The organism is Chitinophaga niabensis (genome assembly GCF_900129465.1).
GTDB classification, from domain to species: Bacteria; Bacteroidota; Bacteroidia; order Chitinophagales; family Chitinophagaceae; genus Chitinophaga; species Chitinophaga niabensis.
On the sequence record NZ_FSRA01000001.1, the window covers coordinates 988,494 to 1,014,431 of the forward strand.

General features: G+C 46.9%; 25 protein-coding genes. 10 read left to right on the top strand and 15 right to left on the bottom strand.

Annotated features, from left to right (window positions below; translation table 11 throughout):
• The first annotated feature begins 25 nt into the window (after window positions 1-25).
• The 4 genes from BUR42_RS03685 to BUR42_RS03705 all read left to right on the top strand — a co-directional run bounded on the left by BUR42_RS03685 (window position 26) and on the right by BUR42_RS03705 (window position 5,150).
• Window positions 26-2,146, top strand: a complete 2,121-nt coding sequence (locus tag BUR42_RS03685; RefSeq protein ID WP_143197327.1) for a TIM-barrel domain-containing protein — start codon at window positions 26-28, stop codon at window positions 2,144-2,146.
• A gap of 18 nt (window positions 2,147-2,164) precedes the next feature.
• Window positions 2,165-2,812, top strand: a complete 648-nt coding sequence (locus tag BUR42_RS03690) for a hypothetical protein (protein ID WP_074237934.1) — start codon at window positions 2,165-2,167, stop codon at window positions 2,810-2,812.
• Window positions 2,813-2,871: 59 nt separating this feature from the next.
• Window positions 2,872-4,398 carry a S10 family peptidase gene (locus BUR42_RS03695; RefSeq protein WP_074237935.1) on the top strand — a complete coding sequence of 509 codons (1,527 nt, stop codon included), beginning with the start codon at window positions 2,872-2,874 and terminating at the stop codon, window positions 4,396-4,398.
• A gap of 242 nt (window positions 4,399-4,640) precedes the next feature.
• On the top strand, window positions 4,641-5,150 hold the full coding sequence (locus BUR42_RS03705; protein WP_074237939.1) for a hypothetical protein: 510 nt from the start codon (window positions 4,641-4,643) through the stop codon (window positions 5,148-5,150).
• 99 nt (window positions 5,151-5,249) lie between these two features.
• Here the strand turns inward: BUR42_RS03705 and dinB are convergent, their stop codons facing one another.
• Window positions 5,250-6,326, bottom strand: coding sequence for a DNA polymerase IV (dinB, locus tag BUR42_RS03710; RefSeq protein ID WP_200798276.1), 1,077 nt, complete (start codon window positions 6,324-6,326; stop codon window positions 5,250-5,252).
• 41 nt (window positions 6,327-6,367) lie between these two features.
• Between dinB and BUR42_RS03715 the strand changes: the two genes are divergently transcribed.
• A complete protein-coding gene (locus BUR42_RS03715) occupies window positions 6,368-6,730 on the top strand; it encodes a winged helix-turn-helix transcriptional regulator (RefSeq protein ID WP_074237942.1) in 363 nt (120 codons plus the stop codon).
• 1 nt (window position 6,731) lies between these two features.
• Here the strand turns inward: BUR42_RS03715 and BUR42_RS03720 are convergent, their stop codons facing one another.
• A complete protein-coding gene (locus BUR42_RS03720) occupies window positions 6,732-7,046 on the bottom strand; it encodes a hypothetical protein (protein ID WP_074237943.1) in 315 nt (104 codons plus the stop codon).
• A gap of 54 nt (window positions 7,047-7,100) precedes the next feature.
• Window positions 7,101-7,760, bottom strand: a complete 660-nt coding sequence (locus BUR42_RS03725; protein WP_074237945.1) for a 3-keto-disaccharide hydrolase — start codon at window positions 7,758-7,760, stop codon at window positions 7,101-7,103.
• A 100-nt stretch (window positions 7,761-7,860) separates the two neighbouring features.
• Between BUR42_RS03725 and BUR42_RS03730 the strand changes: the two genes are divergently transcribed.
• Window positions 7,861-8,373 carry a DUF4251 domain-containing protein gene (locus BUR42_RS03730; protein ID WP_074237946.1) on the top strand — a complete coding sequence of 171 codons (513 nt, stop codon included), beginning with the start codon at window positions 7,861-7,863 and terminating at the stop codon, window positions 8,371-8,373.
• Window positions 8,374-8,569: 196 nt separating this feature from the next.
• On the opposite strand, the gene BUR42_RS03735 is transcribed toward BUR42_RS03730, so the two are convergent.
• Entirely contained in the window at window positions 8,570-9,721 is a 1,152-nt protein-coding gene (locus BUR42_RS03735; RefSeq protein WP_074237948.1) for a DUF2341 domain-containing protein, read from the bottom strand.
• A 90-nt stretch (window positions 9,722-9,811) separates the two neighbouring features.
• Between BUR42_RS03735 and BUR42_RS03740 the strand changes: the two genes are divergently transcribed.
• Entirely contained in the window at window positions 9,812-10,306 is a 495-nt protein-coding gene (locus BUR42_RS03740) for an outer membrane beta-barrel protein (protein ID WP_074237950.1), read from the top strand.
• A gap of 103 nt (window positions 10,307-10,409) precedes the next feature.
• Here the strand turns inward: BUR42_RS03740 and BUR42_RS03745 are convergent, their stop codons facing one another.
• Both BUR42_RS03745 and BUR42_RS03750 read right to left on the bottom strand, forming a co-directional pair.
• The gene (locus BUR42_RS03745; RefSeq protein WP_074240422.1) at window positions 10,410-11,105 is read right to left on the bottom strand and encodes a DsbA family oxidoreductase; all 696 of its coding nucleotides are present in this window, start codon (window positions 11,103-11,105) and stop codon (window positions 10,410-10,412) included.
• A 34-nt stretch (window positions 11,106-11,139) separates the two neighbouring features.
• Window positions 11,140-12,348 (bottom strand): NAD(P)/FAD-dependent oxidoreductase, encoded by a 1,209-nt coding sequence (locus tag BUR42_RS03750; RefSeq protein WP_074240423.1) that lies wholly within the window; start codon window positions 12,346-12,348, stop codon window positions 11,140-11,142.
• Between the two features lie 136 nt (window positions 12,349-12,484).
• Between BUR42_RS03750 and BUR42_RS03755 the strand changes: the two genes are divergently transcribed.
• Complete coding sequence (locus BUR42_RS03755) at window positions 12,485-14,878, top strand: ABC transporter permease (protein ID WP_074237951.1); 2,394 nt, start codon at window positions 12,485-12,487, stop codon at window positions 14,876-14,878.
• 136 nt (window positions 14,879-15,014) lie between these two features.
• A complete protein-coding gene (locus BUR42_RS03760; protein WP_084185358.1) occupies window positions 15,015-16,916 on the top strand; it encodes a M1 family metallopeptidase in 1,902 nt (633 codons plus the stop codon).
• 36 nt (window positions 16,917-16,952) lie between these two features.
• Here BUR42_RS03760 and BUR42_RS03765 read toward each other — a convergent pair whose 3' ends face one another.
• The 3 genes from BUR42_RS03765 to BUR42_RS03775 are packed head-to-tail and all read right to left on the bottom strand — an operon-like array spanning window position 16,953 to window position 19,623.
• Window positions 16,953-17,648, bottom strand: coding sequence for a LytR/AlgR family response regulator transcription factor (locus tag BUR42_RS03765; protein WP_074237954.1), 696 nt, complete (start codon window positions 17,646-17,648; stop codon window positions 16,953-16,955).
• Between the two features lie 11 nt (window positions 17,649-17,659).
• Window positions 17,660-18,700: a sensor histidine kinase gene (locus BUR42_RS03770; RefSeq protein ID WP_074237956.1), complete on the bottom strand. Its 1,041-nt coding sequence runs from the start codon at window positions 18,698-18,700 to the stop codon at window positions 17,660-17,662.
• On the bottom strand, window positions 18,700-19,623 hold the full coding sequence (locus BUR42_RS03775; protein WP_074237958.1) for a histidine kinase: 924 nt from the start codon (window positions 19,621-19,623) through the stop codon (window positions 18,700-18,702). The genes BUR42_RS03770 and BUR42_RS03775 overlap by 1 nt, the downstream gene beginning before the upstream one ends.
• Window positions 19,624-19,804: 181 nt before the next feature.
• Between BUR42_RS03775 and BUR42_RS03780 the strand changes: the two genes are divergently transcribed.
• On the top strand, window positions 19,805-21,043 hold the full coding sequence (locus tag BUR42_RS03780) for a TlpA family protein disulfide reductase (protein ID WP_074237960.1): 1,239 nt from the start codon (window positions 19,805-19,807) through the stop codon (window positions 21,041-21,043).
• Between the two features lie 285 nt (window positions 21,044-21,328).
• Here BUR42_RS03780 and BUR42_RS03785 read toward each other — a convergent pair whose 3' ends face one another.
• From BUR42_RS03785 to sufC, 6 genes are read right to left on the bottom strand one after another with little or no spacing between them, the layout of a single operon-like run.
• Window positions 21,329-21,799, bottom strand: a complete 471-nt coding sequence (locus tag BUR42_RS03785; protein ID WP_074237961.1) for a GAF domain-containing protein — start codon at window positions 21,797-21,799, stop codon at window positions 21,329-21,331.
• A gap of 8 nt (window positions 21,800-21,807) precedes the next feature.
• Window positions 21,808-22,116, bottom strand: a complete 309-nt coding sequence (locus tag BUR42_RS03790; RefSeq protein WP_074237963.1) for a DUF59 domain-containing protein — start codon at window positions 22,114-22,116, stop codon at window positions 21,808-21,810.
• A gap of 7 nt (window positions 22,117-22,123) precedes the next feature.
• A complete protein-coding gene (locus tag BUR42_RS03795) occupies window positions 22,124-22,552 on the bottom strand; it encodes a SufE family protein (RefSeq protein WP_074237965.1) in 429 nt (142 codons plus the stop codon).
• Between the two features lie 15 nt (window positions 22,553-22,567).
• Entirely contained in the window at window positions 22,568-23,812 is a 1,245-nt protein-coding gene (locus tag BUR42_RS03800) for an aminotransferase class V-fold PLP-dependent enzyme (RefSeq protein WP_074237966.1), read from the bottom strand.
• 13 nt (window positions 23,813-23,825) lie between these two features.
• Window positions 23,826-25,145 carry a Fe-S cluster assembly protein SufD gene (sufD, locus tag BUR42_RS03805; protein WP_074237968.1) on the bottom strand — a complete coding sequence of 440 codons (1,320 nt, stop codon included), beginning with the start codon at window positions 25,143-25,145 and terminating at the stop codon, window positions 23,826-23,828.
• Window positions 25,146-25,156: 11 nt separating this feature from the next.
• Window positions 25,157-25,924: a Fe-S cluster assembly ATPase SufC gene (gene sufC, locus BUR42_RS03810; RefSeq protein ID WP_074240424.1), complete on the bottom strand. Its 768-nt coding sequence runs from the start codon at window positions 25,922-25,924 to the stop codon at window positions 25,157-25,159.
• Window positions 25,925-25,938 lie beyond the last annotated feature (14 nt).

Here is a 25,938-nt window from a genome sequence, read left to right on the forward strand (position 1 = left end):
CATTGTATCCACGAATATGAAAATTATGTTAAGATCATTCGTTATCCTGGTATGCCTGAGTTTTTTCACCGCCAACGCAAATGCGCAATTACAATGGAAAGAAGTAGAGCCGGGGATCTGGAAAGCTACTGCCGGTGTGCCGGAGAAGATCACCTTGCTGAGTGTGGCCAATGTCACCCCTGCTAAAAATGCATTGCAGCAATTACCTGCTGCACAGTTCCCCCTGGCAAAAGATGAGATCACCAGCCGGGTGGTGGATGGTAAGGTTTACCTGAAGTTTCCGCTGGTAAAAGAAGAAGAATTGTTCGGCCTGGGCCTGAACTTTAAAACGGTTGCACAGCGTGGCCGTGTGAGCCAGTTGCACATGGACCATTATGGTGGAAAAGACGATGGCCGCACACATGCGCCGGTACCCTTTTATGTGTCTTCCCGTGGTTATGGCGTATTGATCGATGCAGCGCGGTATATTACCGTATATGCAGGTTCCGCAGTAAGGGTGGATAGCAAAAATCCTCCTGAACTAATGGACCGCAATACCAATAAGAACTGGGATTCCTCTCCATACTCAGATGCCGTGGAGATCCTGGTACCGGCTTCCGGTGTGGACATCTATATCTTCGGCGGCCCCACAGCCATGAATGCCGTACAACGATACAACCTCTTTAACGGGGGTGGATACCTGCCTCCCAAATGGGGGCTGGGCTTTACACAACGGGTACCTACCTTATATTCTCAAAGCGATATCCTCCGGGAGGCCAACGAATTCGAAGCGCATAATTTCCCCCTGGATTTTATAGGCGTGGAGCCGGGATGGCATTCCATGGCTTACCCCTGCACTTTTGAATGGGATGCTACCCGTTTCCCTGATCCAAAAGGTTTTATCAACAGCCTGCTGCAGAAAGGTATCAGGGCTAATCTCTGGCTCAATCCTTATGTATCCCCCAAGAGCTCGCTGTATCCAAAAGTGAAACCTTTCTCCGGTTCTCATACAGTGTGGAACGGGATCGTAACAGACTTTACCATTCCTGAAGCACGTAATATCTTCAAAGAGCATTTTATCAAAAACCATATATCCCTTGGCGTTAGCGGATATAAAATGGATGAGAACGATGGTTATGATAAATGGTTATGGCCGGATGTAGCTACTTTTCCTTCCGGTACTTCCGCTGAGCAGATGCGCCAGATCTATGGCCTGCAAATGCAGAAGATGACGGATGAGTGGTACCGTGAACAGAATCAGCGTACATACGGATTGGTACGTGCTTCCAATGCAGGCGCCAGTAACCTGCCTTATGTGATCTACAACGATTACTATTCCCATCCTGATTTCATCACGGCTTTAGTGAACAGCAGCTTCATCGGTGTGTTATGGACACCGGAAGTACGTGCTTCCAAATCTGCTGAAGAATGGGTGAGGAGGATGCAGTCCGTTTGCTTTTCCCCCATGGCTATGCTGAATGCATGGGCAGATGGTACTAAACCATGGTCTTTCCCTGAAGTGGAAAAAGCCGTGCAGGAAGTAGCCACTTTGCGGATGCGCCTGTTGCCTTACCTCTATTCTACTTTCGCACAATACCACTTTGAAGGCAAACCACCTTTCCGTTCTATGAACCTGGTAGACGGTTTTGCTTATGCGCCACAGGTCACTGCCGGCAAACTGGATGCCACACTAAACCCCTATGAAGCAAAAACAAAGTCTGATCTCAAGGATCAGTATATGATGGGGGATAACATATTAGTAGCGCCTGTATTTGCAGGAGAAAAAAGCCGCAAAGTATATCTGCCGGCGGGTAAATGGTATGATTTCTATACCGGTAAACTTGCAGGGGAGAACCAGGTGATCACCGTACAGGCAGAGCTGGAGAAAATCCCTTTATTTGTTCGCGATGGAGGGCTGGTCCCTATGGTCCCTGCCCGCAGGCAGGCTCCGAAAGCAGGAGAGGTATTGCCACTGGAAGTAAGGGTATATGGCACCGCGCCCGGCACATTTACGTTGTATGACGATGATGGTACTACATTCAACTTTGAGAAAGGAGCATATAACAAAGTGGAATTAAAAAGTGCTAACAGATCCATGAGCGCTCCGGCAAACGGTAAACCTTTTGGCTATGATAAAAAGGTGACCTGGACGTTTATGACGAAGTAGTAGTATCTTGGGAGGGCTATGAAATTAATGATATCCCTGCTGGTTATCCTGTTATTGGCAGGATGCCAGCCCAAAAGGCTGGACAATGATTTTGAAGGAAAGATCGTGTATAAGATGTTCGATTGGGAAACGCACGATGTAGATAGTATTAAAAAAGCGGATCTCGAGTTTGGTTTCCTGAAGGATTCTATGATCTCTTATTTTGATGAAGGTAGTTTTTTATCTATCGCCGTAGGATCTCCTTATGAATATCAGTATCTAAATCCTCATACGAACGAATTCTGGTTAAAATTAAAAAATAATGATTCCGTACGGGTACTAAACAGTGGTAAACCGTTTCCCGGGCAGACCCCATTGCTGGATGTATGGCAGGAATTGAATACAGATACTATCCTGGGGCATGTATGTCATAAGCTGACCTTGAAGTTTAAGGAAGAAACAAGGATATATCTTTATTCACCTGATCTAGTCACTAATCCTGAGTGGTATCAGCAAACCAAGGCATTTAACTATGATGTTATTTACAAACGGATGAAGGCCTATTATTTATCCATGCGGTGCATATACCCCAACAATTCTTTTACACTGCGCGCAACGGGCATATACCCGGGAAAGGTCCCTGCAAACATATTTCCCAAGGTGGATAAATCATTACAGGTACGTTAACCCGCATCCAGCTATCACAAAAAATCGGATATTTTCATAGAAATACCTATGTTTAAAATATGAAAAGTATCCTAACGGCAGCCTTATTGATCGGCTGCACCAGCCTATATGCTCAGAAAGCCCCGGCTACAGACTCGGCCGATGGCAAATTCTATTCAAAAGGAGGCACTAACCGCGCCCTGAATATCGATGCGGGCGTTACCACCTCTCATACCGTTACCATCAAGGGGCAGACAGTACCCTACAAAGTTACCGCCGGCAGCCTCCCTGTTTGGGACGATGATGGAAAAGTAATTGCAGGCGTTTTCTATACGTATTTTGAAAGATCAAACGTAGCAGACCGTAATGCCCGCCCATTGGTATTTTCCTTCAATGGTGGGCCCGGCACCGCTTCCGTATGGATGCAGATCGGTTATACCGGCCCACGCATCCTCAAAATAGACGATGAAGGATATCCTGTACAGCCTTACGGCCTGAAGGATAATCCAAATTCTATCCTGGACGTGGCAGATATTGTATACGTAGACCCCGTGAACACGGGCTTTTCAAGAATGGCCAATAAAGATGTGCAGGGCAGTAAGTTCTTTGGTGTAAACCAGGATGTACGTTACCTCGCAGAATGGATCAATACATTCATCACACGTTATAAACGCTGGGCTTCTCCCAAATACCTCGTGGGCGAAAGTTATGGCACCACCCGTGTATCCGGCCTGGCACTGGAATTACAGAACTCCCAGTGGATCTATGTGAACGGCGTGGTACTGGTATCGCCTACCGAATTAGGCATAGAAAGAGATGGCCCTATGGCCGCAGCGCTCCGTTTGCCTTATTATGCCGCTACCGCATGGTACCATAAAGCCTTACCGGCAGACCTTCAGCAGAAAGACCTGCCTGTGATGTTACAGGAAGTAGAAGCATTTACCATCAAAGACTATATCCCTGCACTGGCAGAAGGTGGTTTTATCAGCGATGCCCGCAGGAAAGAGATAGCAGCTAAAGTAGCCCGTTATGCCGGTATTTCCGAGAAGGCGGTACTGCAGAATAACCTGGATATCCCCACTGGTTTCTTCTGGAAGGAATTACTCCGTGAGCGTGGTTATACGGTGGGGCGGCTGGATTCCCGCTACCTGGGTCTTGATCGTAAAGATGCAGGGCAGAATGTGGATTTCAACGCGGAATTAACCTCCTGGCTGCATTCCTTCACACCGGCGATCAATATGTACCTGAGAGAAGAACTGAACTATAAAACGGACCTGAAGTATTACATGTTCGGCCCCGTATTTCCATGGGATAATACCGGCAACAGAACAGGAGAGAACTTAAGACAAGCCATGGCGCAGAACCCATACCTGCACGTACTGATCCAGAGTGGTTATTACGATGGCGCCTGCGATTATTTCAATGCGAAATACAGCATGTGGCAAATGGACCCAAGCGGCAAACTGAAAGACCGCCTCTCCTGGGAAGGCTATCGCAGCGGGCATATGATGTACCTGCGTAAAGATGACCTCGCCACCAGTAACGAACATCTAAGGGAATTTATTCAGAAGTCTATTCCCAAACAGGGGCAGGCTGCAAAATATTAATAGAAGAACGGCGCTTACACCAGGCGCCGTTCTTTTTATGTAGCCGCCGTTTGATCATTGATCAGTCTGCTATTGATGCCTACAATACCCCCATTGGACGGCAGGCACAAATTCACAGGGTTACTCCAAATGGAACACAAACAAATAAAGTTGGCCAAATGAAAGGCGCAACTGGAGCGGGTAACTTTAACATCGGATTGGATGCGCTTCGCAGATGGAGCGGATTCTAAAAAACATTACTTATGTGGAAAATTTTCGGAATTGGATTTATGCTATTATTAGCTGGTTGCTCAACGATGAAAAGGAGCAATGTTATTCCTTATGTAGTGGATCTGAATACGGAGAAATCTATTTATAATGAGATATTGAGAACAAAGGAAGATATAGCTTTCTTTGTTGAACACCTTTCAGACGAAACATTAAAATTTCATCTCGCCACATTATATCAAAAAGAATTTATTCAATCAAATAGGAAACTATTTATCAATGATAAATTTTATCCCATTGTTTTTGATAGTGATTATTGGTTTTATTCAAAAATAAAAGCAAATAAACCTGTCGTTACTATTGAAGAACGGAAGTATGTTTATAAAGAAATACCTATGCCGAGTATCCAGGAAAGGGAAAAGAGCCCTCATTCATATGGTTATCCAAAAAAGATATCGGTCATCGATCATAGTATTTACTGGATAGTTGATAAAAAAGGGAAGCTCATAAAAACGAATTCCATTCCCGAGTCCGGAGGGCATTGAATATATCCTTAACGGGTGAATTTACAGGATGAAACTCATTATTATCCCTTTGGGTTGACCATGAGTGGGATCAGTTCGAAAGCTGCGGGGTCGTTGGGATCAGAACAAACTCAACTGCGCCGTTTCAGGAGGTTGCTCTTCTCCAAAATTGGATAAGGTGATCCCCAGCAGCCTGATCTTTTTGTCCTCCGGCTCTGTTTTAAGCAGTAATTGTTTTGCAACAGCTGCAATAGTGGGCAGATCATTGATGCCCTGGGCTAAGGACTGATTCCGGGTGATCTGTTTAAAATCGCTGTATTTGATCTTCAGGGTAACTGTTCTGCCTTTCAGCTGATACCGCTCCAGCCTGTTGGCCACCGTTACGGCTATCTTATCCAATTCCGCATTCATTTCTTCTATGAGGGTAAGGTCATAGGCAAACGTATCTTCTGCCCCCACGGATTTAGTTTCCCGGTGTGGCTCCACCGCCCTGTCGTCTATCCCTCTTACGATCTTGTAATAAAAGCGGCCGGATTTGCCGAAGTATTGCACCAGTTCATTCTCTGAAAGTTTCTTCAGGTCTTTGCCCGTATGCAGGTTCATACTCTTCATTTTATCTGCCGTTACTTTTCCCACACCAAAGAATTTCTCCACCGGCAAATTCTCCATAAAAGATTCCACCTGCGAAGGCGCAATGAAAGTAAGGCCATCCGGTTTCTGCATATCCGAAGCAATCTTAGCTACGAATTTATTGATGGATACACCGGCAGAAGCAGTCAGCTGCAGCTCTTCCCTGATAGCCTGTTTGATCTGTTGCGCAATGGCAATGGCGGAACCGATCTGCTGTTTGTCTTCCGTAACATCCAGGTAGGCTTCATCGAGAGAGAGGGGTTCAATGAGGTCTGTATACCTGCTGAAGATCTCCCGTACGCTTTGGGATACTTCTTTGTAAGCGGCAAAACGTGGCCGTACAAAAATGAGATGGGGGCATAATTGAAGGGCTCTTTTGGAAGGCATGGCAGAACGCACACCAAATTTCCGGGCTTCATAACTGCAGGTGGCCACCACGCCACCTCTTCCTTCCGGAGAACCTCCCACTGCAATGGCTTTCCCCCGGTATTCCGGATTGTCGCGCTGCTCTACAGATGCATAGAATGCATCCATGTCGATATGAATGATCTTACGTTGCACGGACATAGGTGCAATATACATATCGTATCTTTGATAAAACGGGAACAATGATAAATGAAGGAATCTGTTCGGTAGATTATGCTTTCCAGCGCATTGGCGGAAAATACAAAGGGCGCATTATCTGGGCATTGAAAGATAAGGTGATGCGGTATGGTGAACTGAAGAGATATGTGCAGGGAATAACCCCTAAAATGCTCACGCAGGCATTGCGGGAATTGGAGGAAGATGGGCTGGTACAAAGAACGGTTTACCCGGAAGTACTTCCCCGGGTTGAATACCTTCTCACCGGGGAAGCGAAAGAATTGATCCCTTTCATTGAACTGCTGAGCTGCTGGGCAGAAAAACAAATGCAAAAACGAGGCATTCCTTCTATGGTACAGCATGCAAGGCCCATGAAAAAGGCGATGTAAATTACCTTGACTGGTAACGTGGCATTACCAGTAGTTTCACTACCGTGTGGGCTACTGCGGATAATACCAGTACCACCACAATAATGAGCCAGCGTTTTACCGGTGTGTCAAATACATCAATAATGTCTGATTCTCCTTTTCCTGCAAAAAGCAATGCCATAGCAAAGGCCAGCGCTCCGCAGATCCAGAGGGTGAGGTGCGACCAGAAATATTTGGTCTTGTTGTAGCCACTTTTTCCAAATGAGGTGAATAGCAATAAAACGTGTGCAACAAAGAATGCAGCTGCTGCAATAGCTAACAATGTGAATGGAGTCATAGTGTACAGTGTTTTTTGGATATGATATATATAAATATAATTAAATTCCTGTCACTACAAAACCTTCAGTGCTATCTTACGGTAATAAATATCGGCCCCCTCACTTTGAATAGCGATCTTTCCTGAGCGTACACTGGCATCTTCCGCCTCATTTACGATCACGCCATTTACGATATGTGTGCATTTTCCTTTCAGGGAGATCACTTCTATGCGGTTCCATTCCCCGGTGGGTTTTTCTGCATCCTTTTTCTTTACAATGTGGGTGTTTTTTGTAGCCGGGGAACGTACACCATCTATGATGGCCGTAACACTGTCTATCAGCCAGAAATCGCCGCAATCCTTTTCCTGGATCTGGCATTCCACTGCGCGGGGCCATACTTTGTCGTTACCCACGGTATGGTATAAGATACCGTTATCGCGTACTACCTTTTCCCTGGGGGGCCATTTGTTATTCCCCCATTTGAATTCCACCACCAGGTGAAAGTCGCTATAGGTTTTTTCGGTAGCGATATAACCGAACTCTTTGCCGGTGATATACAACATGCCATCCTGTACGGAGAAGACCTTATCCACATCATTATCCTTTCCTTTCGACTTAATAAAGGAATACCATCCGCTGAGGTCTTTTCCGTTGAATAAGGGTGAAAAATCCTGGGCATTAGCTCCCATGAAAGAGAGGAGCAGGAAAGACAATAAAATGCTTTTGCTGTTCATAACTGGAATTTTAACAAAATAATTATTATTTAGGAATTGTATGGAACATTTGTGGCCTGCGTTTTGTTTTATAAGGCAAAAAAGGAATAAATCCAATCATATGAAGTACATCAAAACTATACCGGTCCTGTTGTTACTTTTAGTGCTGGGAGTTGGATCATTTGCCCAGACCAGCGTAAAGCCCAAAGAATCCGAAAAAGCAAAGAAGATAAAAGAACTCATCAGCAACCGGAACTATCAGTTCCAGGCACAGACCGTTTTTCCCATGTCAGGCCGTACGCGGCAGATAGCGGGAGAGGGGTATGATGTAACTGTTTCCAGGGATACGGTGAACTCCTATCTGCCTTATTTCGGCCGTGCTTATGCTGCGCCGATAGATCCTTCGAAAGGTGGTATACAGTTCATTTCCAAAGATTTCGAATACACAGAATCACCGGGTAAGAAAGGTGGATGGGATATCACCATCAAACCAAAGGATGTTCGGGATGTGCAGCAATTCTTCCTTTCTGTTTCTGAAGATGGTTATGCCTCTTTGCAGGTGACCAGCACTAACCGGCAGGCGATCTCTTTTAATGGGATCATTGCAGAAAAGCGTTCCAGGAAAAAGAAATAAACAGGATGGTCAACGAATAAGAAAGCCGGGTTTCGATCCGGCTTTTTTTATGGGCGGAGCCGGTGTTTTTCTGTTTTCAGCTAAACCAGACTGCCAGCCTTATCAGTGGGCTGGCAGCATGTATACATGGATTTAGATTTTGGTGTTGCCCTCAGGGGGCAATCGTTTCCATAAATTACATAAAATTTTCCATATGTTAATGCCTTTTCTGTGTTTTTCCGAACCGGAGTAATACAGATCCTTCCCGCTGACTTTCGTAATCCAGTTTTATCCAGTTTTCATCCTTCGCTACTTTTAAAACCCTGGCTTCGTCCAGTAATCCATCCCAAAAACGCCCTTTATCCGGGAACTGACTTTGGTTACCGATGCCAACAGGATGATCGTCCGACTTCCATTCCACATCAAATTTCTCCACCTTGTCCAACACCCCGTTCACATAGAGCTTTACATAAGGGTAATCGTGTACGCCGGTAAGGTGGAACCATTTGCCGGTGACCATATCCGTTTTACCTACTACGCAGAGGTCTCCTTTGGGTTGTTGCTCCACGCAGATCTCTATCAGTTCTGCTGCCGGTTTATGCCAGTACCTTGGCCCAAACTTCTGCAAACGCCATGAATTATCGCCTTTCGCAAACATGGTTTCATAACCGGGGCCTATCCGTTTAGCTTCATCACCTTTATTGGCATAACTGCGGGCTTTTGCCCAGATGGAAAAGGTGAGCTTTCTTGTAAGGTCAAAGAGTTTGCGTTTATCGGAGTCTATTTTGATCCATTGCTGATCTTCATAGTTGAATTGTTGTGCTTTACCAATAATGCCATCTGTAGCGGTCCAGGGCTTCATATTTACACCGGTGGCATCTGCTGCGTTATCCGTAGCATCTTTATAACCTTCCGGCAAAGTATTACCGGGTTCATTCAAATGCCATACCCCCACAAAGCCATCTTTACCGGCGAAGATCTCTTTGCTGTGATCTTCATCAGGGGCCTGTTCATTTCCCCAATGCATATAGATGACCTGTGTGGCATTATTGCCTTTTACGACGGGTACCTTTACCCATACGAGGGCCTTTTTGTTCACAGGGTCCCACCATTCAATGCTGTGAGGGAGAAAGGTAGTACCATCCGAAAAACGGATGTCTGCCCCATTGGCTTTTGCCTGCGGGAAATCGAAATTCTGCATAGTGAGCGTAACGGCAAGGGGGAAGTCCTTTACGTCGCCGCTTACATTGGCGCCGTTGGGAGAGGTGTTTAGCTTGATCTCTTTATAGTATTGCCAGGCGGAGGTTTCCTGAGATAATGCAGGATAACAGATACAATAGGATAATAAGAATAAGACAAGATGTTTCATTAATTGGAAGATACTAACTAATTTCTTTAGGGGGAATTGCAAATAAGTAATACATTCGTAATCAGTAACATAACCTCATAATATCCTGAAATGAAAAACAAATTCTCCGCGCTCATCGCGCTACTGTTGATCTGCAGTTTGGCAAGCCATGCACAATTAAAACGTTTCAGTCTCGGCCCATATGTTGAAGCAGGTTTCCCGGTGGGTGATCTCAGTAAAACGCATAACACGGGTTACGGTGTGGGCCTCGGGGCAGACATTAAACTGATCAAAGGGTTTGGTGTAACAGGCTCCGTTGGGTACATGCGGTTTGGTGGACAAAAAGATGCACAGAACAATAAATATCCCGCTGTTTCTGCGGTACCTGTAAGGTTGGGTATCAAATACCAGCTGGTATCTATCCTTTATGTGAAACTGGAAAGCGGTGCTTCTACGTATACCGGCGATGATTCAGGCGCAGCTTTTATTCTTGCGCCGGGTATTGGTATCCGTGTGTTGGGGCTGGATGTTGCTGCCAAGTACGAAACCTGGATCAAAAGCGGGAACATCGGTTTCTTCGGTTTGAAAGCCGGATTTAACTTCTAACCTGTTTGCTGTAAATAAGAAAAGCCTTTTAAAAGAGCATTGTATCTCTTTTAAAAGGCTTTTTGGCTTGGATATAGCGAAGGTGTTTATTTATCACCATTCATTACACAGTGCAGGAACCATCTTCGCAGGTCTCACCCTTATCGCCGGTCCGGATCAGTTCCACCGGAGGGTGGGTTTCTTCCCATACCTTTTGCAGGGTTTGTGTAAAGGCATCTACGGGCTGTGCGCCTGATACGGCATACTTCATGTCAAACACAAAGAACGGCACACCACGAATGCCCAGTGATTGTGCGTCCGCTTCATCTTTCCTTACTTCCTTTGTGTAGGCATCGCTGTTCAGCACTTCTGTTGCATCCAGCCCAAGGTCTTTCGCGATAGCCAGGAGTGTTTCCTTGTTGCTGATATGTTTTCCTTCCATGAAATAGGCTGAGAACAAACGTTCTTCCATTTCATCCTGTTTACCATGCTGTGCCGCAAACTGGATCAGGCGGTGTGCATCAAATGTATTGGTAGGAATTACTTTGTCGAACTCAAAAGCAAGGCCGGCCTTTTCGCCGGATGCTGCTACCCTGTCTGTATTCTCAATAGCCTGCTCGCGGGACATACCATATTTGCGGGCCAGTAAAGTGTATTGGTCTTCTTTATTATCCCTGGACGCATTCGGGTCCAGTTCAAAATTATGCCAGGTCACTTCTACCTCATTCTTATGAGGGAATTGCTCCAATGCCGCCTCCAGGTGTCTTTTTCCAATATAGCAGAACGGGCATGCCACATCAGACCAGATATCGATCTTCATACGCATCAATTTTAAGGGTACAAATTTACGCATTTTATCCCTTATAGCGGGCAAAGGAGAAAACCTCCGCATCCGGGTGCTGTTTCCCCCTGATCTGATCACAAACGATCTCTGCGGCTATCTGGCTGAAGGTGATGCCGTTACCGCCAAAACCCAGTGCAAAGAAGGTATGGGGCATTTTAGCGTAGGTGCCTATATAGGGCAGTCCATCCTGCGTGCTGCCAAAGGTGCCCGTCCAGCTGAATTCAGGCTTGAAAGGAATATGCGGGAAATGTTTACTGAAATCCTGCTGTAACTGCCTGGCCTTGGAGGGTAAGAGCTTATCCCTTTTAGTGGGATTGTAGAACTTTTCGTCCCGGCCACCCACAATGATGCGATGTTCCGGTGTGCTGCGCATATAGAGGTAGGGATCTTTTGTTTCCCAGATCAGGCAGTCTTCGTACCACAAAGGTCCTTTTTCATGATGTTCGCTGGCTACAGCATAAGTGGCATGCAGGTCCACAATGCCGGCCGGGAGATATTGAAGGGTTTCGTACCCGGTGGCTATTACAAGATGACCGGCCAGTACCGTATAACCTTCTGCGGTAGTGAGCCGGACGCCGTTCTTAGGAAAACTGATATCCTGCACAAATGTTCTGTCGTACACTTCAGCACCCTTTTTCAGGTTATACTGATGGAGGGCATGTGTTAAACTATAGGCATCTGTTTGTGCAGCCGTGCGGGAGTAGATGGCACCGGGAGCATCCAGTCCCAATAAGTCTTTCAGCATGCCGGGGTCCCAGAACATTACATCCAGGCCCATGGCTTTGCGGGCTTTGTATTCTGCTTCCAGTTTGGGAAGGTCTTTCTTAAAGGAGGCGAGATATAAACTGTGTTTCCTTTCAAAATAAGGCGCATCCACTCTTTTGGCGATCTTCTCCAGTTTGTTGATAGACGCGGCACATAAGGCATATGCTTTTTCTGCATGTGCAATACCTGCTTTCTCTTTTAATTCCGTAAGGGGCACATCAATTTCATATTGTAACAGAGAGGTGCTGGCGCTGGTGCTTCCAAGGCCCACAGTTCGGGCATCCAATACTACACAGGTTATTCCCTCCCGCACCAATGCATGGGCCATTAACGCCCCTGAAATACCTCCTCCTATCACCACCACGGACGTACGAAGATCGTTCTCCAGTTTGGGGTAATTGAAAGGCAGGCCATGCCGGATCAGTGAATATGGATATCCTGAGTGTAAGTCCAAAATGTTTATTTTGTGCCTGTTCAATAACGGACAGCCATTGTGCTGTAATGAACAGTGCCTTTTATGTAATATACTGATTATCAACCAAAGTTAGCCTTGGTATGATAATGGCCTTTAAGCAACCAAATCTGTTCCCATGTTCCGCAATCACCTGAAAATAGCACTCCGCCATCTATGGAAACATCGTACCTATACCGGTATTAACCTGGCAGGGCTGGTCATTGGCCTTGCTGCCTGCTGGGTCATCCTGCTGCATGTGGGGGACGAACTGAGTTACGACCGCTTCCATGAAAAGGGTGAAAATATCTACAGGGTGGTGAATGCGGCCAGCTGGGAAGGAGGGCAGCTCAACCTGGCTACTTCCTCTGCGCCACAAGGGCCGGCCTTGCAAAATAACTTCCCTGAAGTATTAGCGCAGACAAGGATCGTGCCGGAGGGTGGAGGTAGTTTGCTGAGCGCAGGAGATAAAAGTGTTCAACCGGGGGAAGCCCTTTTAGCGGATAGCAATGTTTTCCAGGTTTTCACTTTCCCTTTCATTGCAGGTGATCCCACTACGGCATTGAAAGCTCCGAATGCTATCGTATTAACAAAAAGCCTTGCCGCAAAGTTATTTACAGATCCCGCCGCCGCATTGGGTAAAAGTGTTGTATGGAACGGTGATAAAGATGTAGACCTGGTAACAGGTGTAATGGAAGATGTTCCGCATAACGCACATTTTCATTTTACGGCATTGCGTACGCTGCCGAAGGGCTTTACTTCCAGGTGGGATAATTTCAGCATCTATACCTATCTCTTATTACAGCCCGGCGCAGATGCGGAAAAGATCAGCAGCAAAAGCCAGGCTTTCTATGAGCAATACATGAAAGGGGATATGGGAGATGGTGTGAAATTCAGGATGAGCCTGCAACCACTGCGCGATATACATCTGAACTCCCATCTTGGTTATGAATTGGGTGTGAACGGCAGCAAACGGAGCGTGTATATCTTTGCCACTGTAGCCATACTGATATTATTGATCGCCTGCATCAACTACATGAATATTTCCACAGCCCGTTCTTCTGTAAGAGTAAAGGAAGTGGGCGTGCGTAAAACATTAGGGTCTGTACAGGGGCAGGTAGCAGGCATGTTCCTGGTAGAATCCATTATCCTCACTTTACTGGCAGCGCTGCTGGCTGCTATAGTTACCAGTGTGGCATTGCCTGTATTCAACAGGATAGCCGGCAAATCCTTATCGCTCTGGCAATACGGTGTGGGTTACACGTTGTTATTGCTCCTGGTGTTTTCTATAGGGGCAGGTTTCCTGGCGGGTTCTTACCCGGCCATCTTTATGTCCCGCTTCAAAACCATTAATGCGCTGAAAGGAAAACAGGGAAGTCAAACAGGGAATGCAGCTTTCAGGAAGGTATTGGTTTCTTTCCAATTCGTAGTGGCCATCATTTTAATTGCAGTGTCTATCATTACATGGCTGCAGATGGAATATGTGAATAAAAAGGACCTTGGTTTTGCGAAGGACCAGATCCTGAGCTTTCACCTGAACGATATGCGGCTGCGAGAAAGTGTGTCTGCTATCAAGGCTGAATTGAAGAAGAGCCCTTATATAGAAAGCGTGTCCGCCGCCAGCAATCCTCTTGGCAATAACAATATCGGGGCAAATGGTTTTAAAGCAGAGAAAGACGGGAAGTTTGAACACGGATCACTGATCACACAGAACTATTATGCAGATGCGGATTTTGTGCCGGTTATGGGGCTTAAACTGGTAGAGGGAAGGAACTTTGACCCTGCCAGGCCGGGAGAAAGATACACTACCCTGCTGGTGAATGAAACAATGGTAAAGGAAATGGGGTTGAAAGATCCTATCGGCAAACGGGTGCAATATGAAGCAGATACTATCCGGGAACGCCGGATCATAGGTGTGGTGAAAGACTTTCACATTTATTCCCTTCAACATAAAATAGCTCCCATGGCTATTATGCAGCCCGTGTTTACGGCCATGGAAGATAACCTGTTTGTACGTTTGAATAAAGCGCATATCCCGGAAGGACTGCAGTACCTTGAAGAAGTGTATGCCCGGTTCGAAAAAACATATCCATTGGAAGCGCATTTCCTGGATGAGAACTTCTCCCGTCAATATTTCGCGGAGCGGGCCCAGAGCAAAGTATTCCTGCTGTTCACCCTCCTGGCTATTTTCATTGCCTGCCTGGGACTGTTTGGCCTGGCTGCTTTTACGGCAGAGCAAAGGACCAAAGAGATCGGTATCCGCAAAGTACTGGGTGCCTCCGTGGCGAGTATCACCGGTATGTTGAGCAAAGATTTCTTAAAACTGGTACTGATCGCCGCGGTGATGGCCATACCCATTGCCTGGTGGAGTATGCAGGTATGGCTGAAGGATTTTGCCTACCGTATCTCATTGAGCTGGTGGATGTTTGCTGCGGCAGGATTGCTGGCAATAGTGATCGCATTGGCCACAGTAGGCTATCATGCCATGCGGGCAGCCCTCGCTAACCCGGCAAGGAGCCTGCGGGCGGATTGATCCGTTCATCCAATGTGGCTTTAAAAAGCGGAATATTATTGCTAGATTACCCCGGTTTTAATCAAACAATTCTATGCCTGCATTTCAGCGACAATACCCAGTGTTAGCTGTCCTCCTTGGATGGCTATGCCTGCCAATGGCAGTATCAGCGCAGCAAAGCGCTTCTAAATTCAATGCTTACAAAGCTTTTGAACCCGTATTTTACGAAGCCAACGGAGATGAGGTCCGCACGGCAAGTGGCAGACCCGGCAGTAAATACTGGCAGAACTCGGCAGATTACAAGATCGATGTGACCTTTGACGATGTGAAGGACAATATCGCCGGTACCGTGGTGATCACGTACAAGAACAATAGCCCGGAGAACCTGCCTTTCCTCTGGCTGCAGCTGGACCAGAACATTTACAACGAAGCATCCCGTGGTGTAGCTGTTACGCCGGTTGCCGGAGGCCGCTGGGCAAACCGTAATTTCAATGGCGGTTATACGATCAGCGATGTGTCTATCGTGGCTTTAGGCAAAGAGCAGAAAGCCACTCATGAAATAGTGGATACCCGCATGCGGGTAGAACTGCCACAGGCTTTAAAAGCCAATGGCGGCGTGATCCAGCTGAAAGTGAAGTTCTCCTTTAATATTCCCGAATACGGTACAGACCGGATGGGCATCCTCAAAACCAAGAACGGTAAAGTATACGAGATAGCACAGTGGTATCCCCGCATGTGTGTATTTGATAACGTGATAGGATGGAATACCCTGCCATACCTTGGCCAGGGAGAGTTCTACCTGGAATACGGGAATATTGAATATACCATCAATGCGCCTGCAAATCATATTGTGGTAGGTTCCGGCGCTTTGCTGAATCCCGCAGAAGTATTAACGCCTGTACAACTGCAACGCTGGAAGAAAGCAGAGCAAAGTGATAGAACGGTGATGCTGCGCGATGTGAATGAGATCACGGATGCCTCTACCCGCCCGGCCAAAGAACGCCTTACCTGGAAGTTTAAATGTACCAATACGCGCGATGTAGCCTGGGCTTCCTCCCCTGCATTTATCTGGGATGCTGCCCGTATCAATCTGCCCGGCGGTAAAAGATCGCTGGCTATGAGCGTATATCCTGTAGAGAGTGCCGGCGATTCTGCATGGCGCCGTTCTACAGAATTTGTGAAAGGTTGTATAGAACACTATTCTGAAAAATGGTATCCCTATACTTATCCCGTGGCGGTGAACGTAGCGGGTATTGTAGGTGGAATGGAATATCCCGGTATCGTTTTCTGTTCCGCACGTTCTCAGAAAGGAGGTTTGTGGGGCGTAACAAGTCATGAATTCGGCCATAACTGGTTCCCCATGATCGTGGGCAGCAACGAAAGACGTTTTGCCTGGATGGATGAAGGTTTTAATACCTTCATTAATGGCCTTGCAGAAAAAGAATTCAACGGTGGCGAATTTGCAGATAAAGGTAAACCGAACCGCCACGCTGCCAGCCGCATGATGTACTACGATTCTGCCAGCAGCATCTATCACCGCGCCGATGTGATAAGAGGCGGCAGCCTGGGCATCCTCGCTTATTACAAACCTGCCATGGGATTGGACCTGCTGCGGGAAGTAGTATTGGGAGAAGAACGTTTCGACAAAGCATTCCGCTATTATATCGACAACTGGGCTTTCAAACATCCTACCCAATGGGATTTCTTCCGTGCTATTGAAAACAGCAGCGGAGAGAGCCTTGACTGGTTCTGGCGCGGTTGGATCATCAACAACTGGAAAGTGGACCTGGCTGCAAAAGAGGTAACTTATCAGAATGATACCACTGCTATCATTACCATTGAGTGCCTGGAACAATTGCCCATGCCAGCCACTGTAGAGATCAAAGAAGAGAATGGTACCAGCAAACGCGTGAACCTGCCTGTAGAGATCTGGCAGACCGGTCCTGTATGGCGTTTCCGTTATACAACTGCAGCCGGTAGTAAGGTGGTAAGTGTGAATGTGGACCCGGATAAGGCTTTGCCGGATGCCAATACCCTGAATAATGTCTGGAACAAATAAATTTTATAGGCTGGCCGGGTAACCGGCCAGCTTTTTTTATCCCAGTTTGATAGCTTCAAAGAATTGCTTCACATAAGTATCCCCGATAGGTATTGTATGCGCCCCGATAAAAATACGCTGTCTTTCCACACTATCTATTTTGTCAATAGCCGTGATAAATGATTTATGCACCCGGATGAACTTCTGCGGCGGGAGTATTTCCTCGATCCCACGGAGGTTCTGCAGGGTAAGGATCTTCTGATTTGCAGTTTGTATAGCTACGTAGTTGCGCAATGCCTCAATGAATAATATTTCGCTGAGGTTCACCCGTACAATGCGTTTATCTGTACGGATGAAGATGAATTCATTCTGCACAAGGGAGATATTATCTTTCTGCTGTTTATTCACCACCTTTTGCACTGCCTTCACAAAACGTTCAAAGGATACGGGTTTCAGAAGATAGTCCGTGGCTTCGTACTGGAAACCATCCAGTGCATATTCATCGTAGGCGGAGATGATCACAACATCCACCTGGTTCTGTAATAACTGCATGAATTCAACGCCGGTGAGTTCCGGCATCTGGATGTCCAGGAACACCAGCTTTACAGATGGTTCCTGTTTCAGGTAGGCCAATGCTTCCAGCGGATTGGAGAAGCTGCGTTGCAGTTGTAGTTCCGGCATTTTAGAAATGAATGCTTCGATCACCTGTACGGCGAGCGGTTCGTCATCTACCACAATACATTGTATAGCCATATTCACGTTGTTTACCAGCGTATACTCAATTTACAATAATAATCCGCATCGTTATCCTGTACTTCTAACTGATACTGCCCGGGATATACAAGGTCCAGGCGTTTGCGCACATTGTGCAGGCCAATGCCGCCCGTTTTGTCTTTCCGGGCACCCGATTTGAAATTGAATACAGTAAACTGTAATTCCTCTTCAGTACAGGTGATATGAATGGTAACAGGTTTTGCTGCCTGGTTTGCAATACCATGTTTGAATGCATTCTCCACGAAAGGTACCAGCAACAGCGGCGCTATTTCATAAACATGCGGATCTCCGGCTACGGTGAGCTGAATGCATTCCTCACAGCCGGTACGCAAACGTTGCAGCGCAATATAATCTTCCAGGTAACGGATCTCGTCCACCAGTTTGCTGCGATAGCTGGTAATGGGCGGTTGCGCTACCATGTATTCCAGTATATCTGAAAGCGTGTGTGTAGCATCTACTACCTGCGGGGAACGGACCAGTGCCAGCGAATAAATGCTGTTCAGGCTGTTCATCAGGAAGTGGGTGTTGAGCTGCATTTTCAGGAAAGCAAATTCAGCCTGTTGTTTTTGCTGGTCTAGGTTCTTCCTGCGTTTATCTTCTTCCAGCCAGGAAAAGAAGAGCACATAAGCAACGGCGGCGAGCACTACCAGGGTATTGCTCCATAACCCGTTGAAAAAGAACTGGCCGAAAGTTCTGTACACTTTGGCATTACCTCTTGTACCCATCAGTAATACTTCCTCCCGGAAAAAGGTATGCGCTATGAAGTATTTGAACAGGATAAAGAACAGGATCAGCGGGATCAGTTTAGACAGTAAGGCCCACCAGTTCCTGTTTCGGAGGAAAACCGGAAGCGGCCATGAGATGGTGATATAGAAGAGAAAGAAGCTGATGAAACCAAACAGGCCATTGTTAATATGAATGTAATACAGCGCTTTAAGCGGACTGGGATGCCCTAAGAGGGTCATGCCATACATCAGCATCATCCAGATCACCAGGAGCACAAAGGGCCGATATGTAAAGCGTACAGGCATCAGGCTAATTCAGGATATAAAGGTGTTTTAAAGGCTTTTTGTGTTGCCTTCAGGGATAAGGAATCCGGTTGAATATGCAGTTCCACCGTGAAAGGGGCGGGGGAGGATTGTTGCTGTAAGAGTTGCTCTGTGGCAGATTGCAGCAGCAAAGGTTCTATACTGAAACCTGCTGTGCTGCCATTGATCTGCAAGCTGATCATTTGCTGCGGGAAGAGGCGGTTATGCAGCTTTAAGTAGATATTATAAAAATGCAGCTCCTTTTGCAGGCTGGCCTTTTCGCGTTGAACAGATTTATCGTACAACATATACCGCAGCAGTTCTGATAATTGCAGGATGCATTCCACTCCTTCCTGGTCCCTTTTCTCTTCTACCTTCAGTACATCTTCCAATGCTTTTAATTTGCGCAACAATAACTGTGAGGATAAATGCATGCGCTCATACTGCCGGGAAACGTCTGCCAGGGACCTTTCCAGCTCACGGCTGCCTTTGTCGCTGGAGCGCCAGTGAATGAAGATGTAATAGGCATATGCCGCGAAAGCAACGAGCAGGCTGGTTTGCAGGGCTATACGTGAATAGGCGGAGAAGGAGAGGTAAGTTTTTTTTACCCCTATCAGGGCTATGGCTTTCTGCAATACCAGGTCAGGGAAAATAAGTCCTGCGCCATATTTGATCAGGCAGAAAGCAAGTAATGTGAGGATCACTGCAACAACCGGCTTTTTGCCCTTTAAAGGGAACACTACAAAAACGAGCAGGTAGAACAGCTGGAAGTTTATAAAGCCATAAACGATATATCTTACCAATACCCATTGCATACCAAAGGAGGAGCTGAAATTTGCCAGGATTTGCGGTGAAATATAGAGCATTACCAGCGCCATCCAGATGGCCAGGTGTACGAGATAACGGTATGGTTTGCTGCTGAGCATTAGCCCCGTAAGTTACAGTATCCACGCGGAGTTTGGGCGATTACAGGAGTGTTTTTTTTCATACTTGCAGGATGCCGGAACGTACATTCAGAACGCCTGTACGTACTATTTTGATCGCCGGAAAGCAGATGCTGCTTATTTTGGAGCATTCGTTTCATTTAATCAATAACCAACCTAAACAATGAAGAAATTAGTAGTTGTGGCAGCCCTGATGAGCCCTATGGCCCTGATGGCACAAACACAGAAAACAGCCCTTCCTAAACAGATCACCGTAAAAGGGAGTGTAAAGTTTGCCACGCCGGAAGAGCGTTTCAGAAAGATCTGGCTCTCCCGCGATAATGGTACCGGCAAAGCTGTGGTAGTGGATTCTGCTGTTCTCGGGGCAGACCTTACCTATTCTTTCAGGATCAAACAGGACCATCCCGGTGTCTATAAACTGAATATCATGCAATGGGACCATATCAGCTTCTGGAGCGATGCTGATGTAACCGTTGATTCCCGTGGTTATGATACCGCTAAGATGAAAATGAAGATCCCGCACTTCTATCTTGTAAAAGGCTCTTCAGACAACAATTTCATCAACCAGGTAGAATTAAATAATACCAATGGTTACCTCCGGATGGTAGACGAATTGAATGAAGAATACTACGCTAAAAAATACAAGGATGAGAAAGGAGATTCTGCCTGGATCAGTTACCTTAAAACCCGCAAGCGTTATAATCCTATGAGAGAAGACGCAAAAATGCGTGAAGAGCTGCTCATGGAGATCTATAAGGACCGCCCGGTGCTGATCTATGCTCTGCGTGGTATGGCAGGTACGGAAGACGGAGAAAAGTATGCCGCGGTATTAACCAAACTGGATAACCTGATCGCGAAATACCCCTGGTTAACGGAAGCGAAGGAAATGAAGACCACCATCCTCAGGAACAAGGCGCAAGCCATGAAGCTCAAAGCAGGACAGCCGGTTCCAGCTATCTCTTATCCTGATGACCTGGGTAAATTACAAGGCCTGGAGCAATACAAAGGCAAATATGTATTGGTTGATTTCTGGGCCAGCTGGTGTGGTCCCTGCCGCCAGGCGATCCCAAGGGTAAAAGAATTATACACGCAATACAAAGAGAAGGGATTGGAAGTAGTGAGCATCTCTATCGATACAGATAAAAAAGCCTGGAGGAAAGCAATGGAAGAAGAAAAGATGAGCTGGATGCAGCTATTAAGTGATGATAAGGATAAAACGATGGAAGTATTCCAGTTTTCAGGTATTCCTACCATGTATATGATCGACCCGCAGGGTAATATCATTACAAAGTTTACGGGCTTTAGTCCTGAGGCGCAAAAGGAGGCAGAGGGGATCCTGGCGAAGGGTACTTCAGCAAAGCCTGCAGCAGAGAGGAAAGCGATCCCTATGACTTCGATGTAGTTCCTTATCATGCAAAAATACGCAGATCATTTACCCGGTACAAACAAAGCCGCCGCTTTTGCCGCATTTTGCCATGGAAAAGTTTTCATAGTGTATTGGTAGTGCGTTGGTAGTGCGTTGAAAGAGCGTTGTAAGTGTATTGGTAGTGTATTGTAATAGCGTTAGTAGTGCGTTGATAGTACGGTGGATATACGGGTGCTAAGTACCGGAGAAGCCATTGAGAAGCATAAGAGAAGTAGTATAACATATTATGAAAAAGCCTTCAGGTTATAACCTGGGGCTTTTTTATTTTATCCAGGAAACAATCTCTTCAAGATATTGCCTGTCTGTTTCGTCAAACTCATTCAACTCAACACTGTCTACATCCAATACGCCCATAACTACATCATCCTGCAACATCGGTACCACTATCTCAGACCGCGATAAACTACTACACGCAATATGTCCCGGAAATGCTTCCACATCCGGTACGATCAGGGTTTGCGCCGTTGCCCAGCTGGTACCGCAAACACCTTTTCCTTTACGGATACGGGTACACGCTACCGGTCCCTGGAAAGGCCCTAACACCAGTTCATCCTGTTTTACGAGATAAAATCCTACCCATAACCAGCCGAACTGTTCTTTCAGTGCGCCGGCAATATTGGCGAGGTTGGCAATGAGGTCCGGTTCGCCGGTGATCAGTGCTTTGATCTGTGGGAGAAGGGATTGGTATTGGCTTTCCTTTGTGCCTTTGATAATGCTGAGGTCTTCTGCCATACAGGGGGTTAGAGGAATCCTAATTCAAGTTTTGCTTCTTCGCTCATCATATCTTTTGTCCAGGGCGGATCAAAAGTAAGGCGAACATCTGCATTGGTAACGCCGGGGATAGCCATGATCTTATCATTCACTTCCTGCATGATACTTCCGGCCACAGGGCATCCGGGTGCTGTAAGGGTCATGATCACCACTACATTTCCGTCAGCCACATCTATTGAGTACACAAGGCCCAGGTCGTAGATATTCACGGGGATCTCCGGATCGTACACTGTGTGTAACGCTTCTTCCACCTGGTCTCTGAGTGTTATTGTTTCCATGATAACGTCAGTTTTGAATTGATTTAGCCTGGTATCCTATGGCGTACATTTTGATCTGTTTCAGCATGGACAGCAAGCCGTTTGAACGGGTAGGGGAGAGATGGCTGGTAAGGCCGATGGCATCTATGAAATAGATCTCTGCTTCTGCGATGTCTTTCGGCGTTTGATTGCTGAGTACCTGTATCACCAGTCCTACAAGGCCTTTGGTGATCACGGCATCACTGTCTGCAGAGAATACCAGTTTGCCATCCTGTAGTTCCGCATGCAGCCATACTTTACTCTGGCAGCCACGGATCAGGTTATCGTCTGTTTTATACTTCGGGTCAATGAGCGGCAGGTCTTTTCCCAGCTGGATGATGTATTCATATTTCTCCATCCAGTCTCCAAACACTTCGAAGTCTTCTATGATCCTGTCCTGTTGCTCTTTGATAGTCATATTCCGGGTTTTAAATTATCCCAGCAAAGTTACGGCTTTACGCACACCTTGCACAAGGCGGTCTATTTCTTCCGTTGTGTTGTATACAGCGAGAGAAGCTCTTACGGTGCCGGGAATATTGAATCTTTCCATCAGGGGCTGCGTGCAGTGGTGGCCTGTGCGTACGGCAATTCCCTGCTGGTCCAGCAATACTCCCACATCGGAAGGATGATGGTCGCCGATCAGGAAGGAAATAGCGGCTGCACGGTGTTTGGCTTCACCAATAAAACGCAGTTGCGGAATGGTACTGAGTTGTTCAATGGCATATTTGGTAAGCTGGTGCTCATATGCCTGGACCTTATGGATGCCAAGCTGTGTTACATATGCCATGGCGGCCCCTAAACCAATTGCTTCGCAGATGGCAGGTGTACCGGCTTCAAACTTCAGCGGAACGTCAGCATAAGTGGTTTTGGCGAAAGTAACATGTTTGATCATGTCTCCGCCGCCCTGGTAAGGAGGCAGTTTATGCAACCAGCTTTCTTTGCCGTAAAGGATACCGATGCCGGTAGGGCCGTATATTTTATGGCCGGATAAAGCAAGGAAATCAACATCCAGGTCGCGCACCCTGATCTGGATATGTGGTGCAGCCTGGGCAGCATCCAGCAATACCGGGATGCCCTGTGCATGTGCCAGCCTGATGATATCTTTTACCGGGTTGATGGTACCGAGGGAATTGGAGATCCAGGTAACGGCAACGATCTTAACACGGGGATTGAGCATAGACTCAAACACATCCATTTCCAGCTCACCTTTATCAGTGATAGGGATCACTTTAAGGTGTGCTTTCTTTTCTTCACAGGCCAGTTGCCAGGGAACGATATTGGAGTGGTGCTCCATGGTGGAAATGATCACTTCATCCCCTTCGTTCAGGAATTCTTTGCGGAAACCTGCTGCCACCAGGTTGATGGCATCTGTGGTACCTTTTGTGAAGATAACTTCTGTATGATCAGCGCCGATGAAGCTGGCCACCTGGTGGCGGGCAGCTTCATAAGCGGAAGTAGCTTTCTGGCTGAGGGTATGTACACCACGGTGTACATTACTGTTGTAGCCGGTATAATATTCCTGCATGGAACGGATCACCTGCACGGGCTTTTGGGTAGTGGCCCCATTATCCAGGTACACAAGCGGGTTGCCATTCACAGTTTGCTGAAGGATCGGAAATTCGTTCCTGATCAACTCCACATCCGGCCAGATAATATTTTGCGTTGCGGTGGTTTCCATTTGATCGCGGTTTTTAGTTGTTCACCGCAGCAGCGAGGTATCTCGAAGCCAAAAGCTCCACCTGTTTGCGTACGGCAGGTATTTTAACCTGGGCCGTGATATCAAAGGCGAAGGCTTTCACCAGCATAATGCGGGCAGTTTCATCACCAATACCGCGTGCCTTCAGGTAGAAAAGCGCTTCGTCGCTCACCTGGCCGATGGTAGTACCGTGGCTGCATTTTACATCGTCCGCAAATATTTCCAGTTGCGGTTTGGTGTAAATGTTGGCAGTAGGACTGATCACCAGGTTATTGTTCTGCTGAAAAGCGTTTGTTTTCTGTGCGTCTTCGTGTACATAGATCTTGCCGTTGAACACGCCGGTTGCTTTGTCCATCATCACACCACGGTACAGTTCATTGCTTTCGCAATGCGGCATGCGGTGATCAACAGAGGTATGGTTATCTACCAGCTGATTACCGGTGGCGATATAGAACCCGTAGAGGTGCGTTTCTGTACGTTCAGCGTCCAGGGAGATGTTCAGGTTATTACGAACAAGGTCTGCTTCACACAAAGTGAAAGTGTAATTGTTGTAAAGGCTTTTGCCATGTTGCTGCACCAGTGTTTGATTAATGGCGCGGGTTTGCTGGCAGCCTGTTTGCAGCTGGTAGTGGTCCAGCTGTGCGCGTTCGGATGTTACGGCTTCTATCACACTGTTCACGAATACACTGCCTGCGAGATTTAAACCTGCGGCGGATTCTATGACCTGTAAATGAGCGCCCGGCTGCACTACCCACAGATGGCGGGGTTGTACGAACAGGTTGCCTGTATTGTGATAGAGGTGGATAACATGAATAGGCTGTTCTACCAGCACTTTGGCTTTGGCTTCAATAAAAAGGCCATCATTGAACAACGCCGTATTGAGTTGTGCAAAGTGATGCTCTTCCAGTTTCTTGCTTTTATTGAAGTATTGTATGAAGGCTGGTTCGTTGGCCGCTTCGCTCATTTTGCAAACCGTTACCTGTGCAGCGGGAGGCAGTTGAGAGAATTGCGGTTGCAGTACGCCGTTCAGCAATACTACCCGGTAGGTGTCCGGCAGCAGGAGGCCGGTGGCTTCCAGCTGTTCTGCAGAAAGGGGAGGAGCGGCCGGTAACTGAAGGCTGATGCCGTTTTTCAGGTAAGGCGTTACATTGGTATATTTCCAATCCTCCGTTTTAACGGTGGGGAATCCGCCCAGGGCCTGGAAGCGTGCAAAGGCAGCTTTCCTGGCATCCAGCCATTGTGCGTTGCTGCTCAGTTCAGAGAACTGTTCCGGCAGCTGGTCAATTAATGTTATGTTAGATGCGATGGTCGTCATGTTGTTTTTACCTATTGTACCGGTTCTTCTAAACGGATGTCTTCTTTCAGCCAGTCGTAGCCTTTTTCTTCGAGTTCCAGGGCCAGTTCTTTGGTGCCTGATTTCACGATACGACCGTTGTACAGCACGTGTACAAAATCCGGAACAATGTACTCCAGCAAACGCTGATAGTGGGTGATGATGATGAATGCAGTGTCTTTATTGCGGAGTTTGTTCACTCCTGCAGATACGATGCGGAGGGCATCGATATCAAGACCTGAATCTGTTTCATCCATGATAGCCAGCTTAGGTTCCAGCATAGCCATTTGAAAGATATCGTTACGTTTCTTTTCACCACCGGAGAAACCTTCGTTGAGGGAGCGGTTCATCAGGTTGGCGTCAAATTCCATCAGCTTTTGTTTGGACTTCAGCATGTCCAGGAACGCTTTGGCTTGCATAGGCGGTTGGCCATGGTAAGCGCGGATCTCGTTCACCGCTGTTTTCAGGAAGTTGATGTTGGAAACACCGGGTATTTCTACCGGGTACTGGAAGGCAAGGAAGAGACCTTCACGTGCGCGTACCTCAGGACTCATGTCCAGCAGGTCTTTACCGTCGAAATCCACAGAACCTTCTGTTACTTCATAAGCTTCGCGACCAGCGAGTACAGATGCGAGAGAGCTTTTACCGGAACCGTTAGGCCCCATGATAGCGTGTACTTCGCCCGCTTTCACATTCAGATTAATGCCTTTCAGTATAGCATTTCCTTCTACTGCCGCATGCAGATTGTTAATATTAAGCATTTCTTTGTCTTTTA

What these genes read in the sequence shown, in the direction of transcription:
- BUR42_RS03740 (WP_074237950.1), top strand. Translation starts at nt 9,812, where the DNA reads ATGAAAAACAAATTCTCCGCGCTCATCGCGCTACTGTTGATCTGCAGT.
- BUR42_RS03715 (WP_074237942.1), top strand. Translation starts at nt 6,368, where the DNA reads ATGATAAATGAAGGAATCTGTTCGGTAGATTATGCTTTCCAGCGCATT.
- BUR42_RS03755 (WP_074237951.1), top strand. Translation starts at nt 12,485, where the DNA reads ATGTTCCGCAATCACCTGAAAATAGCACTCCGCCATCTATGGAAACAT.
- BUR42_RS03760 (WP_084185358.1), top strand. Translation starts at nt 15,015, where the DNA reads ATGGCAGTATCAGCGCAGCAAAGCGCTTCTAAATTCAATGCTTACAAA.
- dinB (WP_200798276.1), bottom strand. Translation starts at nt 6,326, where the DNA reads ATGTCCGTGCAACGTAAGATCATTCATATCGACATGGATGCATTCTAT.
- BUR42_RS03795 (WP_074237965.1), bottom strand. Translation starts at nt 22,552, where the DNA reads ATGACTATCAAAGAGCAACAGGACAGGATCATAGAAGACTTCGAAGTG.
- BUR42_RS03690 (WP_074237934.1), top strand. Translation starts at nt 2,165, where the DNA reads ATGAAATTAATGATATCCCTGCTGGTTATCCTGTTATTGGCAGGATGC.
- BUR42_RS03790 (WP_074237963.1), bottom strand. Translation starts at nt 22,116, where the DNA reads ATGGAAACAATAACACTCAGAGACCAGGTGGAAGAAGCGTTACACACA.
- BUR42_RS03770 (WP_074237956.1), bottom strand. Translation starts at nt 18,700, where the DNA reads ATGCCTGTACGCTTTACATATCGGCCCTTTGTGCTCCTGGTGATCTGG.
- BUR42_RS03735 (WP_074237948.1), bottom strand. Translation starts at nt 9,721, where the DNA reads ATGAAACATCTTGTCTTATTCTTATTATCCTATTGTATCTGTTATCCT.
- BUR42_RS03720 (WP_074237943.1), bottom strand. Translation starts at nt 7,046, where the DNA reads ATGACTCCATTCACATTGTTAGCTATTGCAGCAGCTGCATTCTTTGTT.
- sufC (WP_074240424.1), bottom strand. Translation starts at nt 25,924, where the DNA reads ATGCTTAATATTAACAATCTGCATGCGGCAGTAGAAGGAAATGCTATA.
- BUR42_RS03730 (WP_074237946.1), top strand. Translation starts at nt 7,861, where the DNA reads ATGAAGTACATCAAAACTATACCGGTCCTGTTGTTACTTTTAGTGCTG.
- BUR42_RS03705 (WP_074237939.1), top strand. Translation starts at nt 4,641, where the DNA reads ATGTGGAAAATTTTCGGAATTGGATTTATGCTATTATTAGCTGGTTGC.
- BUR42_RS03725 (WP_074237945.1), bottom strand. Translation starts at nt 7,760, where the DNA reads ATGAACAGCAAAAGCATTTTATTGTCTTTCCTGCTCCTCTCTTTCATG.
- BUR42_RS03765 (WP_074237954.1), bottom strand. Translation starts at nt 17,648, where the DNA reads ATGGCTATACAATGTATTGTGGTAGATGACGAACCGCTCGCCGTACAG.
- BUR42_RS03745 (WP_074240422.1), bottom strand. Translation starts at nt 11,105, where the DNA reads ATGAAGATCGATATCTGGTCTGATGTGGCATGCCCGTTCTGCTATATT.
- sufD (WP_074237968.1), bottom strand. Translation starts at nt 25,145, where the DNA reads ATGACGACCATCGCATCTAACATAACATTAATTGACCAGCTGCCGGAA.
- BUR42_RS03785 (WP_074237961.1), bottom strand. Translation starts at nt 21,799, where the DNA reads ATGGCAGAAGACCTCAGCATTATCAAAGGCACAAAGGAAAGCCAATAC.
- BUR42_RS03695 (WP_074237935.1), top strand. Translation starts at nt 2,872, where the DNA reads ATGAAAAGTATCCTAACGGCAGCCTTATTGATCGGCTGCACCAGCCTA.
- BUR42_RS03780 (WP_074237960.1), top strand. Translation starts at nt 19,805, where the DNA reads ATGAAGAAATTAGTAGTTGTGGCAGCCCTGATGAGCCCTATGGCCCTG.
- BUR42_RS03775 (WP_074237958.1), bottom strand. Translation starts at nt 19,623, where the DNA reads ATGCTCAGCAGCAAACCATACCGTTATCTCGTACACCTGGCCATCTGG.
- BUR42_RS03685 (WP_143197327.1), top strand. Translation starts at nt 26, where the DNA reads ATGTTAAGATCATTCGTTATCCTGGTATGCCTGAGTTTTTTCACCGCC.
- BUR42_RS03800 (WP_074237966.1), bottom strand. Translation starts at nt 23,812, where the DNA reads ATGGAAACCACCGCAACGCAAAATATTATCTGGCCGGATGTGGAGTTG.